Consider the following 13358-nt stretch of genomic DNA (forward strand, 5'->3'; position numbering starts at 1 on the left):
CGCCCCTCACTCGGCGGCAGGGCGCGCGATCGGCGGTACCGTATGGGCCATGCCGGCGAGCACCTCCGCCACGTGGCGCACCTTCACGTCATGGCCGAGGCGAGAGAGACGGCCCGCCATGTTGAACAGGCAGCCGAGGTCGCCGGCGAGCAGGGTGTCGGCACCGGTGGCGAGGATGTTCTCCACCTTGTCGGAGACCATGCGCAACGAAATGTCGGGATACTTGACGCAGAACGTGCCGCCGAAGCCGCAGCACACTTCGGCATCCGCCATCTCGCGCAAGGCAAGGCCCGAGACGGAGGCGAGCAACTGCCGCGGCTGCCGCTTCACCCCCATCTCGCGCAGCCCCGAGCAGGAATCGTGGTAGGTGACGACGCCGTCGTAGCGGGCAGCGACTTCCGTCATCCCCATCACGTCGACCAGGAAGGAGACGAGTTCGTGCGTGCGGGCGGCGAGCCGTTCGGCGCGGGCGCGCCATGCGGGTTCGTCGGCGAACGCCTCCGCGTAGTGGCGCGCGATCATCCCGCCACAGGAGCCGGACGGAACGACGACGTGATCGAACGGTTCGAACCGGGTGATGACCCGACGCGCGAGGTCCTTGGCGGTGGCGCGATCGCCCGCGTTGTAGGCGGGCTGGCCGCAGCAGGTCTGCGGCAGCGGCACCTCGACCCGGCAACCCGCCTGCTCGAGCAGGCGGATGGCGGCGAAGCCCACTGAAGGGCGAAACAGGTCGACAAGGCAGGTGATGAACAACCCGACCTTCGGCCCGTCCCGATCCTGCGCCATCGCTCTCCCCTCGCCGTCCTCAGCTGCCGGCGCCGCGGCCGGCGGGCAGCAGCAGCCACCACGAGCCGCGCTCGTTCATCCGCCCCGCCGCCTCGGCGGCGGCCTCGCCCCAGCCCCAGAACAGGTCGCCACGCACCGGGCCGCGGATCGCACCACCCGTGTCCTGCGCGAGCACGAGGCGGCGCAGCGGTGCCCCCTGGCCGGGCTGGCGGGTGGCGAGCCAGAGCGGGATGCCCAAAGGGATGTGCTGCGGATCGACCGCGATCGACCGGCCAGGGGTGAGCGGTGCGCCGAACGACCCGGGTGGCCCTTCATTGGGATCGAGCCCGCGCACCTCGCGGAAGAACACGTAGGACGGGTTGCGCCACATCACCGCCCGCGCCTCACCGGGGTTGGCCCGCAGCCAGGCCTTGATGGATTGCATGCTGACCTGATCGAGCGTCATCGCGCCGCGCTCGACCAGCACCCGCCCGATCGGCACGTAACTGTGGCCATTCTGGCCGGCGAAGCCGACGCGCATCAGCCCGCCCTCGGCGAGCCGCACGCGCCCCGCCCCCTGGATGTGCAGGAAGAAGGTCTCGATCGGATCGTCGAGCCAGACAAGCTCGAGACGCCGCCCGTCCAGCGCACCCTGCTCGATCTCGGCCCGCGAGGCGTAGGGAACCAGCCGGCCGTCCACCACCCGTCCCGCCGTGCGCCGCCCGGCGAGGTCGGGCGCGAACTCGCCGAGATCGACCGCGACGAGATCGGGCGGGCGGCGCAAGAGCGGCACCTGGGATGGGCTGCGCCGGGTGCGGCTGCCGGTCAGCTCAGGCTCGAAATAACCGGTGAAGGTGCCGAACGGATCGGGCGGCTGAGGGGTGACGTTCTGGGCGAGGAAGGGGCGAAAGTGGCGTTCGAAGAACGCGCGCGCCGCGGCATGGTCGCCGGGTGGGATGCGCGCCGCCTCGGCGCAGAGCGGCAGCCAGTCGCCGACCCGACCGGCACGGGAGGACGCCTCCTCCCCGCCCCCCAGTGGCCGATCCGGCGGCAGGGTGCGCAGGCGCGCGCAGGTCTCCGCGAAAGCGGGCAGCGCCTCGGCATGGCGATCCTCCCCCCAGCCGGGCAGATCGGCGAAGCGGGCCGGCACCAGGCCGAGCCGCGCCGGCGGCGGTTCGGGCATCGGCACCGGCACGGCGATGCAGCCGCCGAGGAGCAGCAGGGCGATCGCACCGACCAGGCCTCGCGCGCGTCGCAAGCGGCACGCCAGCCCTCCGCGCCTCCCGGCCGAACCCACCAAACGCAAGACGGTCACTCGGAACGGGTGCCGACCAGATGCCAGACGGGGTCTGGCGAGGTGAGGTCGCGCGCGAAGGACCAGATGTCGACCAGTTCCGTCACCGCCTCGCTGCCGGCGACGATCGAGCCGTCCGCGGCGTAGGTCGCGCTGATCTGATCGGAGACGAAACGCACGCCGAGGGTGGCGAGCGTGCCGCGCAGATCCGCTTCCAGGATCGAGATTTCGCGGATGGCGATGATTTCCGTGCGCTGCCGTTCGCCCGCCTGCTCGCGGGCGGTGATGGCGGCCTCGAAGCCGGCATAGACGTCGGGGGCGAGCAGGCCGCGCAGCGTGTCGCGATCGCCGCGCGCGAAGGCCTCGACGATCATGCGGAAGGCCCCTTCGGCGCCCTGCAGGAAGGCGGCCGGATCGAAGGAGGGATCGACGGCGCGGATGCGCGCGAGCGTGCGACCCACCGGGGTGTCGGGCCCAGGGATGCCGCGCGCCGCCGCCCCGGGCAGGGCGGGCGGGGCGGCGACCTTCTCCGCGCGGGTGTCGATGGTGCGGGAGAGGGCTTCGCCCGCGCCGGTCGGCTCGAGCGGCTGCGGCGGACGCTCGAAGCCGGTGCGCCGGCCGAGGATGGAGCGCAGCCGCAGCACGAGGAAGGCGGCCACCATCCCGAACAGGATGAGGTCGATGGGAAAGCCGCCGCTCATTGGTCTCCGCCGTCCCGCATGTCCCCCACATAGGGGAGGGGCGAAGCGGGCACAAGCGCGCAAGCGGCGCGCGGCCATGCTTGCCGCCCGTGCCGGTCGGCGGGTAAGGCCCCGGCATGATCCTACTTCGCCACGGCCAGTCGGCCTTCAATGCCGCCTTCACCGCGACCCGCACCGATCCCGGCATCCCCGACCCGGGGCTGACCGAGCTCGGCCGCGAGCAGGCCCGAGCGGCGGCCGAGGCGCTGAAGGGCGAGCGGCTCGCCCGCATCATCGCGAGCCCCTACACGCGGGCGCTGGAGACGGCGGCAATCGTCGCCGCCGCACTGGAGCTGCCGGTGGTGGTCAACCCGCTCGTGCGCGAACGCTGCGCCTTCTCCTGCGACATCGGCACCCCGGCCTCGGAGCTCGCCCGGCGCTGGCCCGACCTCGACTTCGCCCAGCTCGACGAGATCTGGTGGCCGGCGATGGAGGAGAGCGAGGCCGAAATCGAGGCGCGCGCCGCCCTGTTCCGCGCCGAGATGGCGGCCCTCCCCGACTGGTCGGACACGCTCGTCGTCTCGCACTGGGGGTTCATCCTGGCGATGACCGGCGAGCGGACGACGAACGGGCAGTGGCTGCGCTGCGACCCGACCCGGCCCGGCCCCGCCCGCGTGCCCTGGCTGATCGCCTGAGCGGCCCTCCTTCAGGTGGCGGCGTAGGTCACCGCGAGTTCGCCCACCGCTTCGATCCGCCCCTCCAGCCGATCGCCCGGCCGCACCGGGCCGACCCCCGCGGGCGTGCCGGTCATGATCAGATCACCCGGCGCGAGCTCGACGAGGCGGGAGAGATGGGCGATCGTTTCGGCGACCGACCAGATCTGCTGGGCGAGGTCGCCCGCCTGCCGGATCTCGCCGTTCACCGCGAGCACGATCGCGCCTCGCACCGGGTGGCCGATGCGGCTAGCCGGCGCGATCGCCGACATCGGCGCCGAGCGGTCGAAGGCCTTGCCCATCTCCCATGGCCGGGCCAGTCGCTTGGCCTCGGCCTGGCGGTCACGCCGCGTCATGTCGAGCCCCACCGCGTAGCCGAATACGTGGTCGAGCGCCCTCTCCGCGTCGATCGCGACACCGCCCTGCCCGATCGCGACCACGAGCTCGATCTCGTGATGGAGGTCCTCGGTCGCCATCGGGAAGGGGATGGTCGAGCCGGAGGCGACGATCGCATCCGCCGGCTTGGCGAAGAAGAAGGGGGGTTCGCGGTCGGGGTCGTGCCCCATCTCGCGCGCGTGTTCCGCATAGTTCCGCCCCACGCACCAGATGCGGCGGACCGGAAACAGGAGATCGGTGCCGAACACCGGCAAGGCGGGCTGGGGGGGTGGGTCGAAGAGATAGGCCACGCGAAGGGCTCCCTGCTGTCGTTGCCGGCCAAGGGGTGGGCCGGTGCCGCGTGGTCGTCAACCGGGCTGCGCTTGCCGGCCCGCGGCGGAGCGTGCTAGCGCGGCCGCGACAGGGACGAGGACCGAGACAGATGACCGAGACGGGAGGCAACGGCGCGGGTGCGGCGCAGCAGGGGCAGGGGGCGCCGGGGCTCGCCATCAACATCCAGTATGTGAAGGACCTCTCGTTCGAGGTGCCGGGCGGGCCGGAGATCTTCACCCAGCTGAAGGTGCAGCCGGAGGTGGGGATCCATCTCGACGTGAATGCCCGCCAAGTGGCCGCCCAGTCTTTCGAGGTGGTGCTCTCCATCCGGGCCGAGGCGCGCAACCAGGGCCAGACGGCGTTCATCGCCGAACTCGACTATGCGGGCGTGTTCACGCTGAACAACATCCCGCCCGAACTGATCGAGCCGGTGCTGCTCGCCGAGGCGCCGCGCCTTCTCTTTCCCTTCGCGCGCAACATCATGGCGGACGTGACCCGCGAAGGCGGCTTTCCGCCCGTGATGCTGCAGCCGATCGACTTCCTGGCACTGTGGCAGTCGCGCCGGGCCCAGGCCCAGGCGGGGTCGGCCCCACCGGCGGCAGCGAACGCCTGAGGAGCGCGCGGCGCGGGCAGGGTTCCCGCGCCACAGCGGCCTTCTCCCCTCAGCGCTTCTGCAGGTGCGCCTCGAGCAGCCAGAGCGCCTTGTCCAGCGCGCGGGACAGCCCCGTCAGCAGGTCGGCCGAGCCGGCGTCACCCGCGTCTTCCGCCTCCGTGATGCCGGCGCGGACCGACTTGCCGAGGGCCGCAACCCGGTCGGCGAGTTCGGCGACCAGGATCATCCCGTCCGTCTCCTCGGCCGGAAACGGCGCGAGCGCCGAGCCCGACGCCACCTGCTGCAGCGTGCCCTGAGCGGTGCCGCCGAGGGCGGTGACGCGTTCCGCCAAATCGTCGGCATGGGGGTCGAGCGTGCCGCGGATCTCGTCGAACAGCTCGTGCAGCGCGATGAAATGCGGCCCCTTCACGTTCCAGTGCGCATGCTTCAACGCAAGCCCGAGGTCGATCAGGCCGGCGAGGCGGGCGTTCAGCGCTGCCGCCATGCTCGCGCGCGCATTGGCGGGCAGGTCGTTGCGGGTGTCGTGCATGGATCGGTCTCCTTCTTCGCGCAATGAGCGGTTGATCGAACGCCCTTGAGGTGGCGTCCGCCGCCGCCGGTGGCCAGGGACCGCCCTGGCCGGCCGGCGCATGGCAGCGTCCCGCCCGCCGGGATGCCGCTCAGGAACGCCGCTCAGCCCCCGCCGCGACGCACGGCGAACAGGGCGAGCGCGGCGATGCCGCCTGCCGCGCCGAACAAAAGCCCGCGATAGCCGATGCGGGGCAGGAGAAGGCCCGCGAGCCCCGCCCCGATCGCCTGGCCGACGAAAAGCGAAAAGGCGAAGGCGGCCATCCCCGTCGAGCGCGCCTCCGGCATCATCTCGGAGCCTCGCGCCTGCAGCACGCCGTGGAAGGAGACGAGGGAGAGCCCGCCGAGGAAGCTCAGCCCGGGCAGGACGACGACGGCAGGCACGGCGGCGATCCCCGCCAGCCAGACCACCATGCCCGCACCCCCGAACACCAGCAGGCCGCGCTCGCCGAAGCGGCGGACGAAGTGGCCGGCGGCGAGCGTGTAGACCAGGGCCCCGAGCCCCGCCGCGCCGAGCACGAGACCGGCAGCCGAGAACGACATCCCGTAGCCCTCGACCAGGAAGGCGCCGACGAAGGGCGGAGCAGCGAAGGCGAGCGCGCCCTCGACGCCGACCATGAGCAGGAGCCGCCGGGCCGAGGCGCGCGCGAGGAGGGCGCGGTAGCGCGCGAGGGCACCGACCGCGCTTGCCGAACCGCTGCGGCCGAACCGCGCGGCGGAGCGGCCGAGCGGCACCGCGGCGGCGAGCGCCGCGCCGCCGAGGATGCCGAACACCGCCCGCCAGCCGACGAGATCCCCCGCCGCCCCCGACCCCGGCGCGGTGACGAGGTTCGACAAGACCATCCCGGTCATGAACCGCCCCAAGGTGGCCTGGCGCGTCTCGTAGGTGGTGGAGTCGCCGATGAAGGCGATGGCGACCGGGATCAAGCCGCCCGCGAAACAGCCCGCCAGCCCGCGCAAGACGACGAGCATGGCCAGGCTGGGCGCGAAGGCCGAAGCGAGGGAGGCCGCGCCGTAGAGCGCCATGCAGATCGCGATCAGCCTGAGCTTGCCGATGCGGTCGCCGATCGGCCCGAGCACCGGCTGGGCCAGGCCGTAGACCAGGGTGAAGGCGGCGACGACGGGAGCGGCCGCGGCCACCGAGACGCCGAAATCGCCCCCGATCAGCGCGAGCAGCGGGTCAGCAACACGCATGCCGGCCCCGGAGAGGAAGCCGGTGAGGATGAGGATGGCGAGGGGGATCGGCCGGGTGGCCGGGACGGGACGCACGAGGCGGAAGCATCGCGCGGGGCGAGCGGGGGCGGAAAGCCGCCCGCGCGCGATCGTGAGCGGGGACATCGGATCGGCCGTCCGGCGCGAAGTGTCACCGAACTGTCGTTGATCCTCCGCCCCGCGCGGGCGACGGTTCCGCCCCCACCAACCGCCGGGACGCGCCATGCACCGCATCGCCTCTCTCGCCGCCGCCATCACCCTCGCCGCCGCACCGGCCCTCGCCGAGATCCGCATCACCGTGCTTCACCCCGCGGTGCCGCTCAGCCTCGGCTCCTTCGCCTTCGAGGGCGGCAAGACGCTCGCCTTGGGCATCGGCATCGGCAGCGCGGCGTTCCGCGGCCCGAACGATCCGCCCAACGTCGTGTGGACGGTGTCGGACCGCGGCCCGAACATCGCCTGTTCGGACGCGCAACGCGTCACCGGCCTCGCCCGCGAGGCGATCTGCGCCGAGGCGCGCAACGGGCGCATCTACCCGGTCCCGCACTACGCGCCCTCGATCTACCGCCTCGTGCTCGACGTCGAGCGCGGCCTGTTCCACGTCAGCGACGTGATCGCGCTGAAGACGCTGGATGGGCGGCCGATCGACGGCATGCTCAACCCGCTGACGGTGGCCACCACCGAGATCCCGCTCGATGGGCGCGGGCGTCGGCTGGCGCAGAACCCCTCCGCCATCGACGCCGAGGGCATCGTCCGCCTGTCGGACGGAACGTTCTGGATCGGCGAGGAGAACGGGCCCTCCATCCTGCACGTCGCCTCCGACGGGCGGATCCTGCTGCGGATCGTGCCGGAGGGCACGGGCAAGGATTACGCGGGTGCCGGCTATCCGGTGCTCGAGCGCCTGCCCGCCATTCTCGCCAAGCGGCAGACCAACCGCGGCATCGAGAGCATGGCGGTCTCCCCGGACGAGCGCTTCCTCTATTTCATGCTGCAGAACCCGCTCGCCAACCCCGACGTCGCCGCCTACCAGCAGGCGAAGAACACGCGGGTGCTGAAGTTCGACCGTCAGACCCTGACCGTGGTCGGGCAGTTCGTGTACCGCCTCGACGACCCCCAGACCTTCCGCAAGGACCCCTCCAACCGCCAGTCCGACCCGCGCGTGTCCGAACTCACCGCCCTCGGCACCGATCGCCTGCTCGTGCTCGAACGCACGGAAGGAACCACCAAGCTCTACGAGATCGCGCTTGCGGGAGCGACCGACATCCTGGGCACGAAATGGGATGATCCGGCGACGCGGCCCACGCTCGAACAGTCGAACGACCTCGCGGGAACCGGAATCGTTCCTGTTTCGAAGCGTCTCGTCTTCGATTCGGCCGACCATGCGGAAGCCCCGCCCAAGCTCGAAGGTGTGGCGCTGCTGCCGGGCGGTGCCCTGTTCCTGATCAACGACGACGATTTCGGCATCACCGGCGAACGCACGGTGGGGCTGATCGTGCGCGGGCTCGACCTGAAGGTCGGGGATTGAACCGCGCCGCGGCCCTGCGGCGGGACCGCGCGGTGAGGCCTCAGGCGGCGTGCGGGTGGTGCGCCTCGCGGGCGCGGCGTTCGCGCCGGCTCTCCGTGCGCAGCTGCCCGCAGGCGGCGAGGATGTCGCGCCCGCGCGGCAGGCGGATCGGGCTCGCGTAGCCCGCATCCATCACGATGGCGGCGAAGCGGCGCACCGCCTCGGGCGGCGAGGTCTCGAAGCCCGAACCCGGCCAGGGGTTGAACGGGATCAGGTTCACCTTGGCCGGGATGCCGCGAATGAGGCGGACGAGTTCGCGCGCATCCGCCTCCGAGTCGTTCACGCCCTTCAGCATCACGTACTCGAAAGTGATGCGTCGCGCGTTGGAGGCGCCGGGGTAGCGCCGGCAGGCGGCGAGCAGGTCTTCCAACGGATATTTGCGGTTCAACGGCACCAGCCGGTCGCGCAGCTCGTTGGTCACCGCGTGCAGGGAGACGGCGAGGTTGACCCCCAGTTCGCGGCCGCATCGATCCATCATCGGTACGACCCCCGAGGTGGAGAGGGTGATGCGACGGCGGGAGAGGGCGATGCCTTCCGCGTCCATCACGATCGTCATCGCGCGGGCGACGTTCTCGTAGTTGAACAAGGGCTCGCCCATGCCCATCAGCACGATGTTGGAGAGGAGCCGCGGCGCCTCGCCTTTCGGCGACGGCCACTCGCCGTAGGCGTCGCGCGCGGCCATGAACTGGCCGACGATCTCGGCCGGGCCGAGATTGCGCACCAGGGGCTGGGTGCCGGTGTGACAGAAGCGACAGGTCAGCGTGCAGCCGACCTGCGAGGAGAGGCAGACCGCCCCGCGCGGCTCGTCCGGGTCGGGGATGTAGACCGTTTCGGCCTCGTTGCCGTCGCGGAAGCGGAACAGCCACTTCCGTGTGCCGTCGCGCGAGAGCTGCTCCGTCTTCGTCTCGGGGCGGGAGATGACGCAGTTCTCCGCCAGCCGCGCGCGCATCGGCTTGGCGATCGTGGTCATCCGCTCGAAGTCGGTCTCGCCCTGATGGTAGATCCAGTGCCAGAGTTGCCTGGCGCGCAGCTTCGCCTCGCGCTCGTCAGCGCAGAGGTGGATGAGCGCGCGGGCGAGCTGGTCGCGGGAAAGACCGACGAGGTCGAGCCGCCCGTCCGGCAGCACGGGCGGAGGGGGTGCGAAAGGTGCGCGCTTGGCTTCGATGCGCGCGTCGTGCTCGGGTGCCTCGACGGCGGGCGCGGGGGTGGCGGCCTCGCTCATCGGCAGGCGTCCGAGATCGCCTGGTAGGCCGCCGAGAAGCCCATCAGGCTGAAGGTGTCGGTCACCGTGCCGCCGCGCGGGCCCGGCCCCTGCAGGCGAAGCGTGCGGCCGCGGCGGAAGGCGGCGACCGCCGCCTCGCGGTCGCGCGCGAAGGCGGCGTCGCCGGCGGTGAAGAAGGCGAGGGTGACGTTGCCCCCGCCCGCCTCGACCACGCCCGAAGGCTCGGCGTTCTGCGGGTAGGTGTAGCCCGCGCGCACCGCCACCTGGTCGCGCGAGCCCGGACGGTGCGTCACCATCAGCACCACTTCGCCGCGGCCCTGTACGGCCGGGGAGGAAGTCGCGGCACGGGTGAAGGCGTAGCAGACGCGGCGGCCCTGTTCGGTGAAGGTCGCCGCCTCCCAGTTCTGGAACCGACCGATGGAGGTCGGCCCCGCGGCCTGGGCGGGCTGCTGCGCCGGGCGCTGCTGGGCGGCGGCCGGGGCGGCGAGGACCAGGACAGCGAGCGTGGTCAGGGCAAGGCGCGTCATGCCGGGCCATATACGGGGCGTGCCCCCGCCCCTCAAGCAACGCCGCCGCCACCCCCACCCTCGCCCTCGTCGGCCGCGAGCAGGGGTGGCGTGCCACGGCGAAAGCGCGGCCGGCCGTGGCGATGCGACGGTGGTGGTTCGGGCGCGGCGGTCGGTGAGACGGGGCGGGGGGCGAAGCGGCCGAGCGCCATCAGCCGGTCGTACATCACGATCGCGCCGGCGACCGCGAGGTTGAGAGCGAAACGGGTCGGGATCCGCACCACCCAGTCGCACCGGGCGAGCATGGCGGGGCTCAGCGAGCCGCGCTCCGGCCCGAACACGTAGGCCGCCTGCAGCGGGTGGTGGAAGGAGGGAAGCGGGATCGCCTCCTCGGTCAGTTCCACCCCGACCAGACGGCAGAGCCTGGGCAGCACGAGCGAACCGGGGTCCGGCCAGCGGTAGAACGGCACGTGGCGGGTGGCGTCCGAGGTGTCGGTGGCGCGGGTCGCCGCCACGCCGGGCGAGTCGCCGACGGCGAACAGGAAGGCGGCACCGAAGGCATGCGCGGTGCGCAGGAGCGCCCCGGCATTGCCGGGCTTGCTCACCCCCTCCATGCCGATGGCGAACCAGCCGCGCGGTGTGTGGTCCATGCCGCCCTCTCGCCTTGCCCCAACGGTCATCATTTCCTCCTACTGCGGCGATGGCGGAGTCGGGAGGTGCGGTCCCGGGCGAGGTGGCGTGGATCGTGGTGTTCGGCTTTCCCGTCCGGCCGGACGGGCGGCCCACCCCGACGCTGGCGCGGCGGATCGCGGCGGCGGTGGTGGCGGCGCGACGCCACCCCGAGGCGCGCCTGCTCGTCTCCGGCGGGCCTTCGCGCCGCGGTCCGGCCGAGGCGGAGGCGATGCGCGCGGCCCTGCTGCGGCGGGGAGTCGCGCCGGGGCGGATCGTGGCGGACCCTGAGGCGCGCGACACCATGGACACGGTGCGGGCTGCCGCGCGGCTGACCCACCGCGGGGCGCGGGTGCTCGCGGTGTCCAGCCGCTACCACGTGCCGCGCTGCGTGGCCTTGCTTCGCCTCGCCGGGCTGCGCGCGCGGGGGTTCGGGGCGACGCCGTCGCGGCGGGAACCGCTCGCCGGCCGCCTCTATTGGCCGCTGCGGGAGCCGGCGGCACTGCTGTGGGACGCGGCGATCGCGGCGTGGCTCAGGCTCAGGGAGCGGGGCGCGACGGGAGGATCGTTCGGCGACCGAACCGGCTGGAACGGAGGGTGAACGGCACCGCGTCGCGGCGGTGCGGCAAAACTTGCACGAACAAGCCGCTCGTCCGAGTCGCGCGAACGAATCGCGATTGATTCGGGTTCGGAAATGTCAACGACATCTTGTGGCACGGGTCGGCGAGAACCACAAGCCCGTTCCCGCCCTGTCCACGAACCGGGCCCGTCGGGGCTCAGAAGTCGCTGCAGCGGCCCTTGCGCTCCCAATCCCCGTAGCGCGTCGGTTCGGGCCCCGACGGGCCGCCGATCTCGCGCGGCTTGCGCGGGCCGGCGCCAGGGGGTTCGCCTTCGGTCGGCGGCTTCGCGTTCGGCGGTTCGGCAGGCGGGTCGGCGGCAGTCGGGGTCTTCAGTTCGCTCATGGCCCCCATCTGCGGTGCTTTTCCGTTGGCGCCAAGGGGCGTCCGGTCGCCTATATGGGGAGCAAGAGACGATCCGGGGTCACGCCATGTCCGGCTACGCCAAGACCGCCATCCTGCTCGCTGCGCTGACCGCGCTGTTCATGGGGGTGGGTTTCGCCATCGGCGGCGAACAGGGGATGCTGCTCGCGCTCCTGTTCGCGGGGGGGATGAACCTCTTCGCCTGGTGGAACAGCGACAAGATGGTGCTGCGCATGGCCGGCGCCCGGCCGATCGGGCCGCAGGACGCGCCGCGCCTCTACGCCCTCACCCAGGCGCTGGCGCAGCGCGCGGGCCTCCCCATGCCGGCCCTCTACGTGATCGACGAGGACCAGCCGAACGCCTTCGCCACCGGGCGCGACCCCTCAAACGCCGCGGTCGCGGTCAACACCGGGCTGTTGCGGTACCTCTCGGAGGAGGAGGTGGCGGGCGTGATCGCGCACGAGCTCGCCCACATCAAGAACCGCGACACGCTGATCATGACCGTCACCGCCACCCTCGCCGGCGCGATCGGCCTGCTCGCCCAGTTCGCCTTCCTCTTCCGCGGCGGCGACAACCGCAACAACCCCTTGGGCGCGATCGGCGTCATCCTGATGCTGATCCTCGCCCCGCTCGCCGCCATGTTGGTGCAGATGGCGATCAGCCGCTCACGCGAATACGAGGCCGATCGGGTGGGGGCGGAGATCGCTGGCTCCCCGCGGGGCCTTGCGAATGCGCTGTTACGCCTGCAGGAGCTGTCGCGGCGGATCGAGAACCGCCACGCGGAGGCGAACCCCGCCCTCGCGCACCTCTTCATCGTCAACCCGCTCTCGGGGGCGCGGATGGACAACCTGTTCTCCACGCACCCGAGCACGGAAAACCGGGTGCGGGCACTGATGAAGCTCGAGCGTCGCATGGGTGGCGGCGGGGGGTGGAGCCCGCCCGCGCCCGGCCGCGCGGTCCCCACGTCGCCGCCGCGCCGCGCCGGCGGGTCGGTGCCGAGTTCGGGATGGAGGTGAGCACCCTCGTTCTCGCGCGCACCCGCGCCGAACTGCGCGACCGGGTGGCGGCGTGGCGTCGTCAGGGGCAGCTCATCGGCTTCGTGCCCACCATGGGCGCGCTGCACCAGGGCCATGCCGCCCTCGTCCGTCGCGCCCGTGCCGAGTGCGACCGCGTGGTGGTCTCCATCTTCGTCAATCCCACCCAGTTCGGGCCGAACGAGGACTTCGACCGCTACCCGCGCACGGAGGATGCCGATCGCGCCCTGCTCGAAAGCCTTGGCGTCGACCTCCTGTTCGCCCCGCCGGTGCGCGAAATCTATCCGCCCGGAGACTCCACCCGGGTCGTCGTCGGCTCGGTCGCCGAACCCATGGAAGGCGAGCGTCGGCCCGGCTTCTTCACCGGGGTCGCCACCGTCTGCACGCGACTGTTCGCCCTCGTCTCGCCGGACCGCGCCTATTTCGGCGAGAAGGACTGGCAACAGCTCCTCGTCGTGCGCCGGCTGGTCGAGGATCTCGGTTTGCCTCTCACCATCGAAGCCGTGGCCACCGTGCGCGAAGCCGACGGCCTCGCCCTCTCCTCGCGCAACGCATATCTGTCGCCGGCCGAGCGTGCGGTCGCACCGCTGCTTCACCGCTGCCTCGTCGAGGCGGCCGAGGCGCTGCGGGCGGGCGAACCCTTCCCCCCGGTTCGAGAGCGAGCCGTGCAGCGCCTCGTGCGCAGCGGGTTCGCCGCCCCCGACTATCTCGATCTCAGGGACGAAGGGACGCTGGTACCGCTCGCCGCCGCCCGACCGGGGGCGAGGCTGTTCATCGCCGCCCGGCTCGGCGCCACGCGGCTGATCGACAATCTCGCGGTCCCGCTCGGCTGAC

16 protein-coding genes are annotated in these 13358 nt (G+C 72.2%); 6 read left to right on the forward strand and 10 right to left on the reverse strand.

Features of this window, described 5'->3' with window-relative positions; all coding sequences use genetic code 11:
• Positions 1–6: 6 nt before the first annotated feature.
• From DWB05_RS10975 to DWB05_RS10985, 3 genes are read right to left on the reverse strand one after another with little or no spacing between them, the layout of a single operon-like run.
• Positions 7–786 (reverse strand): (Fe-S)-binding protein, encoded by a 780-nt coding sequence (locus DWB05_RS10975; RefSeq protein ID WP_114377242.1) that lies wholly within the window; start codon positions 784–786, stop codon positions 7–9.
• A 19-nt stretch (positions 787–805) separates the two neighbouring features.
• Positions 806–2023, reverse strand: a complete 1218-nt coding sequence (gene mltA / locus DWB05_RS10980; RefSeq protein ID WP_232818509.1) for a murein transglycosylase A — start codon at positions 2021–2023, stop codon at positions 806–808.
• A gap of 53 nt (positions 2024–2076) precedes the next feature.
• Positions 2077–2760, reverse strand: coding sequence for a Tim44/TimA family putative adaptor protein (locus tag DWB05_RS10985; protein ID WP_114377243.1), 684 nt, complete (start codon positions 2758–2760; stop codon positions 2077–2079).
• A gap of 116 nt (positions 2761–2876) precedes the next feature.
• Here DWB05_RS10985 and DWB05_RS10990 point away from each other — a divergent pair, with 116 nt between their 5' ends.
• Positions 2877–3434 carry a histidine phosphatase family protein gene (locus DWB05_RS10990; protein WP_114377244.1) on the forward strand — a complete coding sequence of 186 codons (558 nt, stop codon included), beginning with the start codon at positions 2877–2879 and terminating at the stop codon, positions 3432–3434.
• An 11-nt stretch (positions 3435–3445) separates the two neighbouring features.
• Here the strand turns inward: DWB05_RS10990 and DWB05_RS10995 are convergent, their stop codons facing one another.
• Entirely contained in the window at positions 3446–4138 is a 693-nt protein-coding gene (locus DWB05_RS10995) for a fumarylacetoacetate hydrolase family protein (protein WP_114377245.1), read from the reverse strand.
• Positions 4139–4269: 131 nt separating this feature from the next.
• On the opposite strand from DWB05_RS10995, the gene secB reads away from it, so the two are divergent.
• Positions 4270–4773, forward strand: coding sequence for a protein-export chaperone SecB (secB, locus tag DWB05_RS11000; RefSeq protein ID WP_114377246.1), 504 nt, complete (start codon positions 4270–4272; stop codon positions 4771–4773).
• A gap of 49 nt (positions 4774–4822) precedes the next feature.
• Here the strand turns inward: secB and dps are convergent, their stop codons facing one another.
• Both dps and DWB05_RS11010 read right to left on the reverse strand, forming a co-directional pair.
• On the reverse strand, positions 4823–5302 hold the full coding sequence (gene dps / locus DWB05_RS11005; protein WP_114377247.1) for a DNA starvation/stationary phase protection protein Dps: 480 nt from the start codon (positions 5300–5302) through the stop codon (positions 4823–4825).
• Positions 5303–5445: 143 nt separating this feature from the next.
• Positions 5446–6678, reverse strand: coding sequence for an MFS transporter (locus DWB05_RS11010; protein ID WP_198669144.1), 1233 nt, complete (start codon positions 6676–6678; stop codon positions 5446–5448).
• Between the two features lie 97 nt (positions 6679–6775).
• Here DWB05_RS11010 and DWB05_RS11015 point away from each other — a divergent pair, with 97 nt between their 5' ends.
• Complete coding sequence (locus DWB05_RS11015) at positions 6776–8074, forward strand: esterase-like activity of phytase family protein (RefSeq protein ID WP_198669145.1); 1299 nt, start codon at positions 6776–6778, stop codon at positions 8072–8074.
• Between the two features lie 40 nt (positions 8075–8114).
• On the opposite strand, the gene rlmN is transcribed toward DWB05_RS11015, so the two are convergent.
• Genes rlmN through DWB05_RS11030 form a run of 3 tightly spaced genes read right to left on the reverse strand, consistent with a single transcriptional unit; the run spans position 8115 to position 10491 of the window.
• A complete protein-coding gene (rlmN, locus tag DWB05_RS11020) occupies positions 8115–9335 on the reverse strand; it encodes a dual-specificity RNA methyltransferase RlmN (RefSeq protein WP_114377249.1) in 1221 nt (406 codons plus the stop codon).
• Complete coding sequence (locus tag DWB05_RS11025) at positions 9332–9862, reverse strand: invasion associated locus B family protein (protein ID WP_114377250.1); 531 nt, start codon at positions 9860–9862, stop codon at positions 9332–9334. Before DWB05_RS11025 ends, rlmN begins: the two co-directional genes overlap by 4 nt.
• A 32-nt stretch (positions 9863–9894) precedes the next feature.
• Positions 9895–10491 (reverse strand): RNA methyltransferase, encoded by a 597-nt coding sequence (locus tag DWB05_RS11030; RefSeq protein ID WP_114377251.1) that lies wholly within the window; start codon positions 10489–10491, stop codon positions 9895–9897.
• An 83-nt stretch (positions 10492–10574) separates the two neighbouring features.
• Between DWB05_RS11030 and DWB05_RS11035 the strand changes: the two genes are divergently transcribed.
• Positions 10575–11111, forward strand: coding sequence for a YdcF family protein (locus DWB05_RS11035; protein WP_232818510.1), 537 nt, complete (start codon positions 10575–10577; stop codon positions 11109–11111).
• Positions 11112–11286: 175 nt separating this feature from the next.
• Here the strand turns inward: DWB05_RS11035 and DWB05_RS11040 are convergent, their stop codons facing one another.
• Positions 11287–11472 carry a DUF1674 domain-containing protein gene (locus tag DWB05_RS11040; protein ID WP_114377652.1) on the reverse strand — a complete coding sequence of 62 codons (186 nt, stop codon included), beginning with the start codon at positions 11470–11472 and terminating at the stop codon, positions 11287–11289.
• An 86-nt stretch (positions 11473–11558) separates the two neighbouring features.
• Between DWB05_RS11040 and htpX the strand changes: the two genes are divergently transcribed.
• Positions 11559–12506: a zinc metalloprotease HtpX gene (htpX, locus tag DWB05_RS11045; protein ID WP_114377253.1), complete on the forward strand. Its 948-nt coding sequence runs from the start codon at positions 11559–11561 to the stop codon at positions 12504–12506.
• Complete coding sequence (gene panC, locus DWB05_RS11050; RefSeq protein ID WP_114377653.1) at positions 12497–13357, forward strand: pantoate--beta-alanine ligase; 861 nt, start codon at positions 12497–12499, stop codon at positions 13355–13357. Before htpX ends, panC begins: the two co-directional genes overlap by 10 nt.
• Position 13358 lies beyond the last annotated feature (1 nt).

Origin of the sequence: Elioraea thermophila (ex Habib et al. 2022) (assembly GCF_003336755.1) — a bacterium.
GTDB classification, from domain to species: Bacteria; Pseudomonadota; Alphaproteobacteria; order Acetobacterales; family Acetobacteraceae; genus Elioraea; species Elioraea thermophila.

Bases quoted from the DNA above. Each gene is read 5' to 3' on its own strand.
- DWB05_RS10975 (WP_114377242.1), bottom strand. From the start codon at position 786: ATGGCGCAGGATCGGGACGGGCCGAAGGTCGGGTTGTTCATCACCTGC.
- DWB05_RS10985 (WP_114377243.1), bottom strand. From the start codon at position 2,760: ATGAGCGGCGGCTTTCCCATCGACCTCATCCTGTTCGGGATGGTGGCC.
- DWB05_RS10990 (WP_114377244.1), top strand. From the start codon at position 2,877: ATGATCCTACTTCGCCACGGCCAGTCGGCCTTCAATGCCGCCTTCACC.
- secB (WP_114377246.1), top strand. From the start codon at position 4,270: ATGACCGAGACGGGAGGCAACGGCGCGGGTGCGGCGCAGCAGGGGCAG.
- dps (WP_114377247.1), bottom strand. From the start codon at position 5,302: ATGCACGACACCCGCAACGACCTGCCCGCCAATGCGCGCGCGAGCATG.
- DWB05_RS11010 (WP_198669144.1), bottom strand. From the start codon at position 6,678: ATGTCCCCGCTCACGATCGCGCGCGGGCGGCTTTCCGCCCCCGCTCGC.
- DWB05_RS11015 (WP_198669145.1), top strand. From the start codon at position 6,776: ATGCACCGCATCGCCTCTCTCGCCGCCGCCATCACCCTCGCCGCCGCA.
- rlmN (WP_114377249.1), bottom strand. From the start codon at position 9,335: ATGAGCGAGGCCGCCACCCCCGCGCCCGCCGTCGAGGCACCCGAGCAC.
- DWB05_RS11025 (WP_114377250.1), bottom strand. From the start codon at position 9,862: ATGACGCGCCTTGCCCTGACCACGCTCGCTGTCCTGGTCCTCGCCGCC.
- DWB05_RS11030 (WP_114377251.1), bottom strand. From the start codon at position 10,491: ATGGACCACACACCGCGCGGCTGGTTCGCCATCGGCATGGAGGGGGTG.
- DWB05_RS11040 (WP_114377652.1), bottom strand. From the start codon at position 11,472: ATGAGCGAACTGAAGACCCCGACTGCCGCCGACCCGCCTGCCGAACCG.
- htpX (WP_114377253.1), top strand. From the start codon at position 11,559: ATGTCCGGCTACGCCAAGACCGCCATCCTGCTCGCTGCGCTGACCGCG.
- panC (WP_114377653.1), top strand. From the start codon at position 12,497: ATGGAGGTGAGCACCCTCGTTCTCGCGCGCACCCGCGCCGAACTGCGC.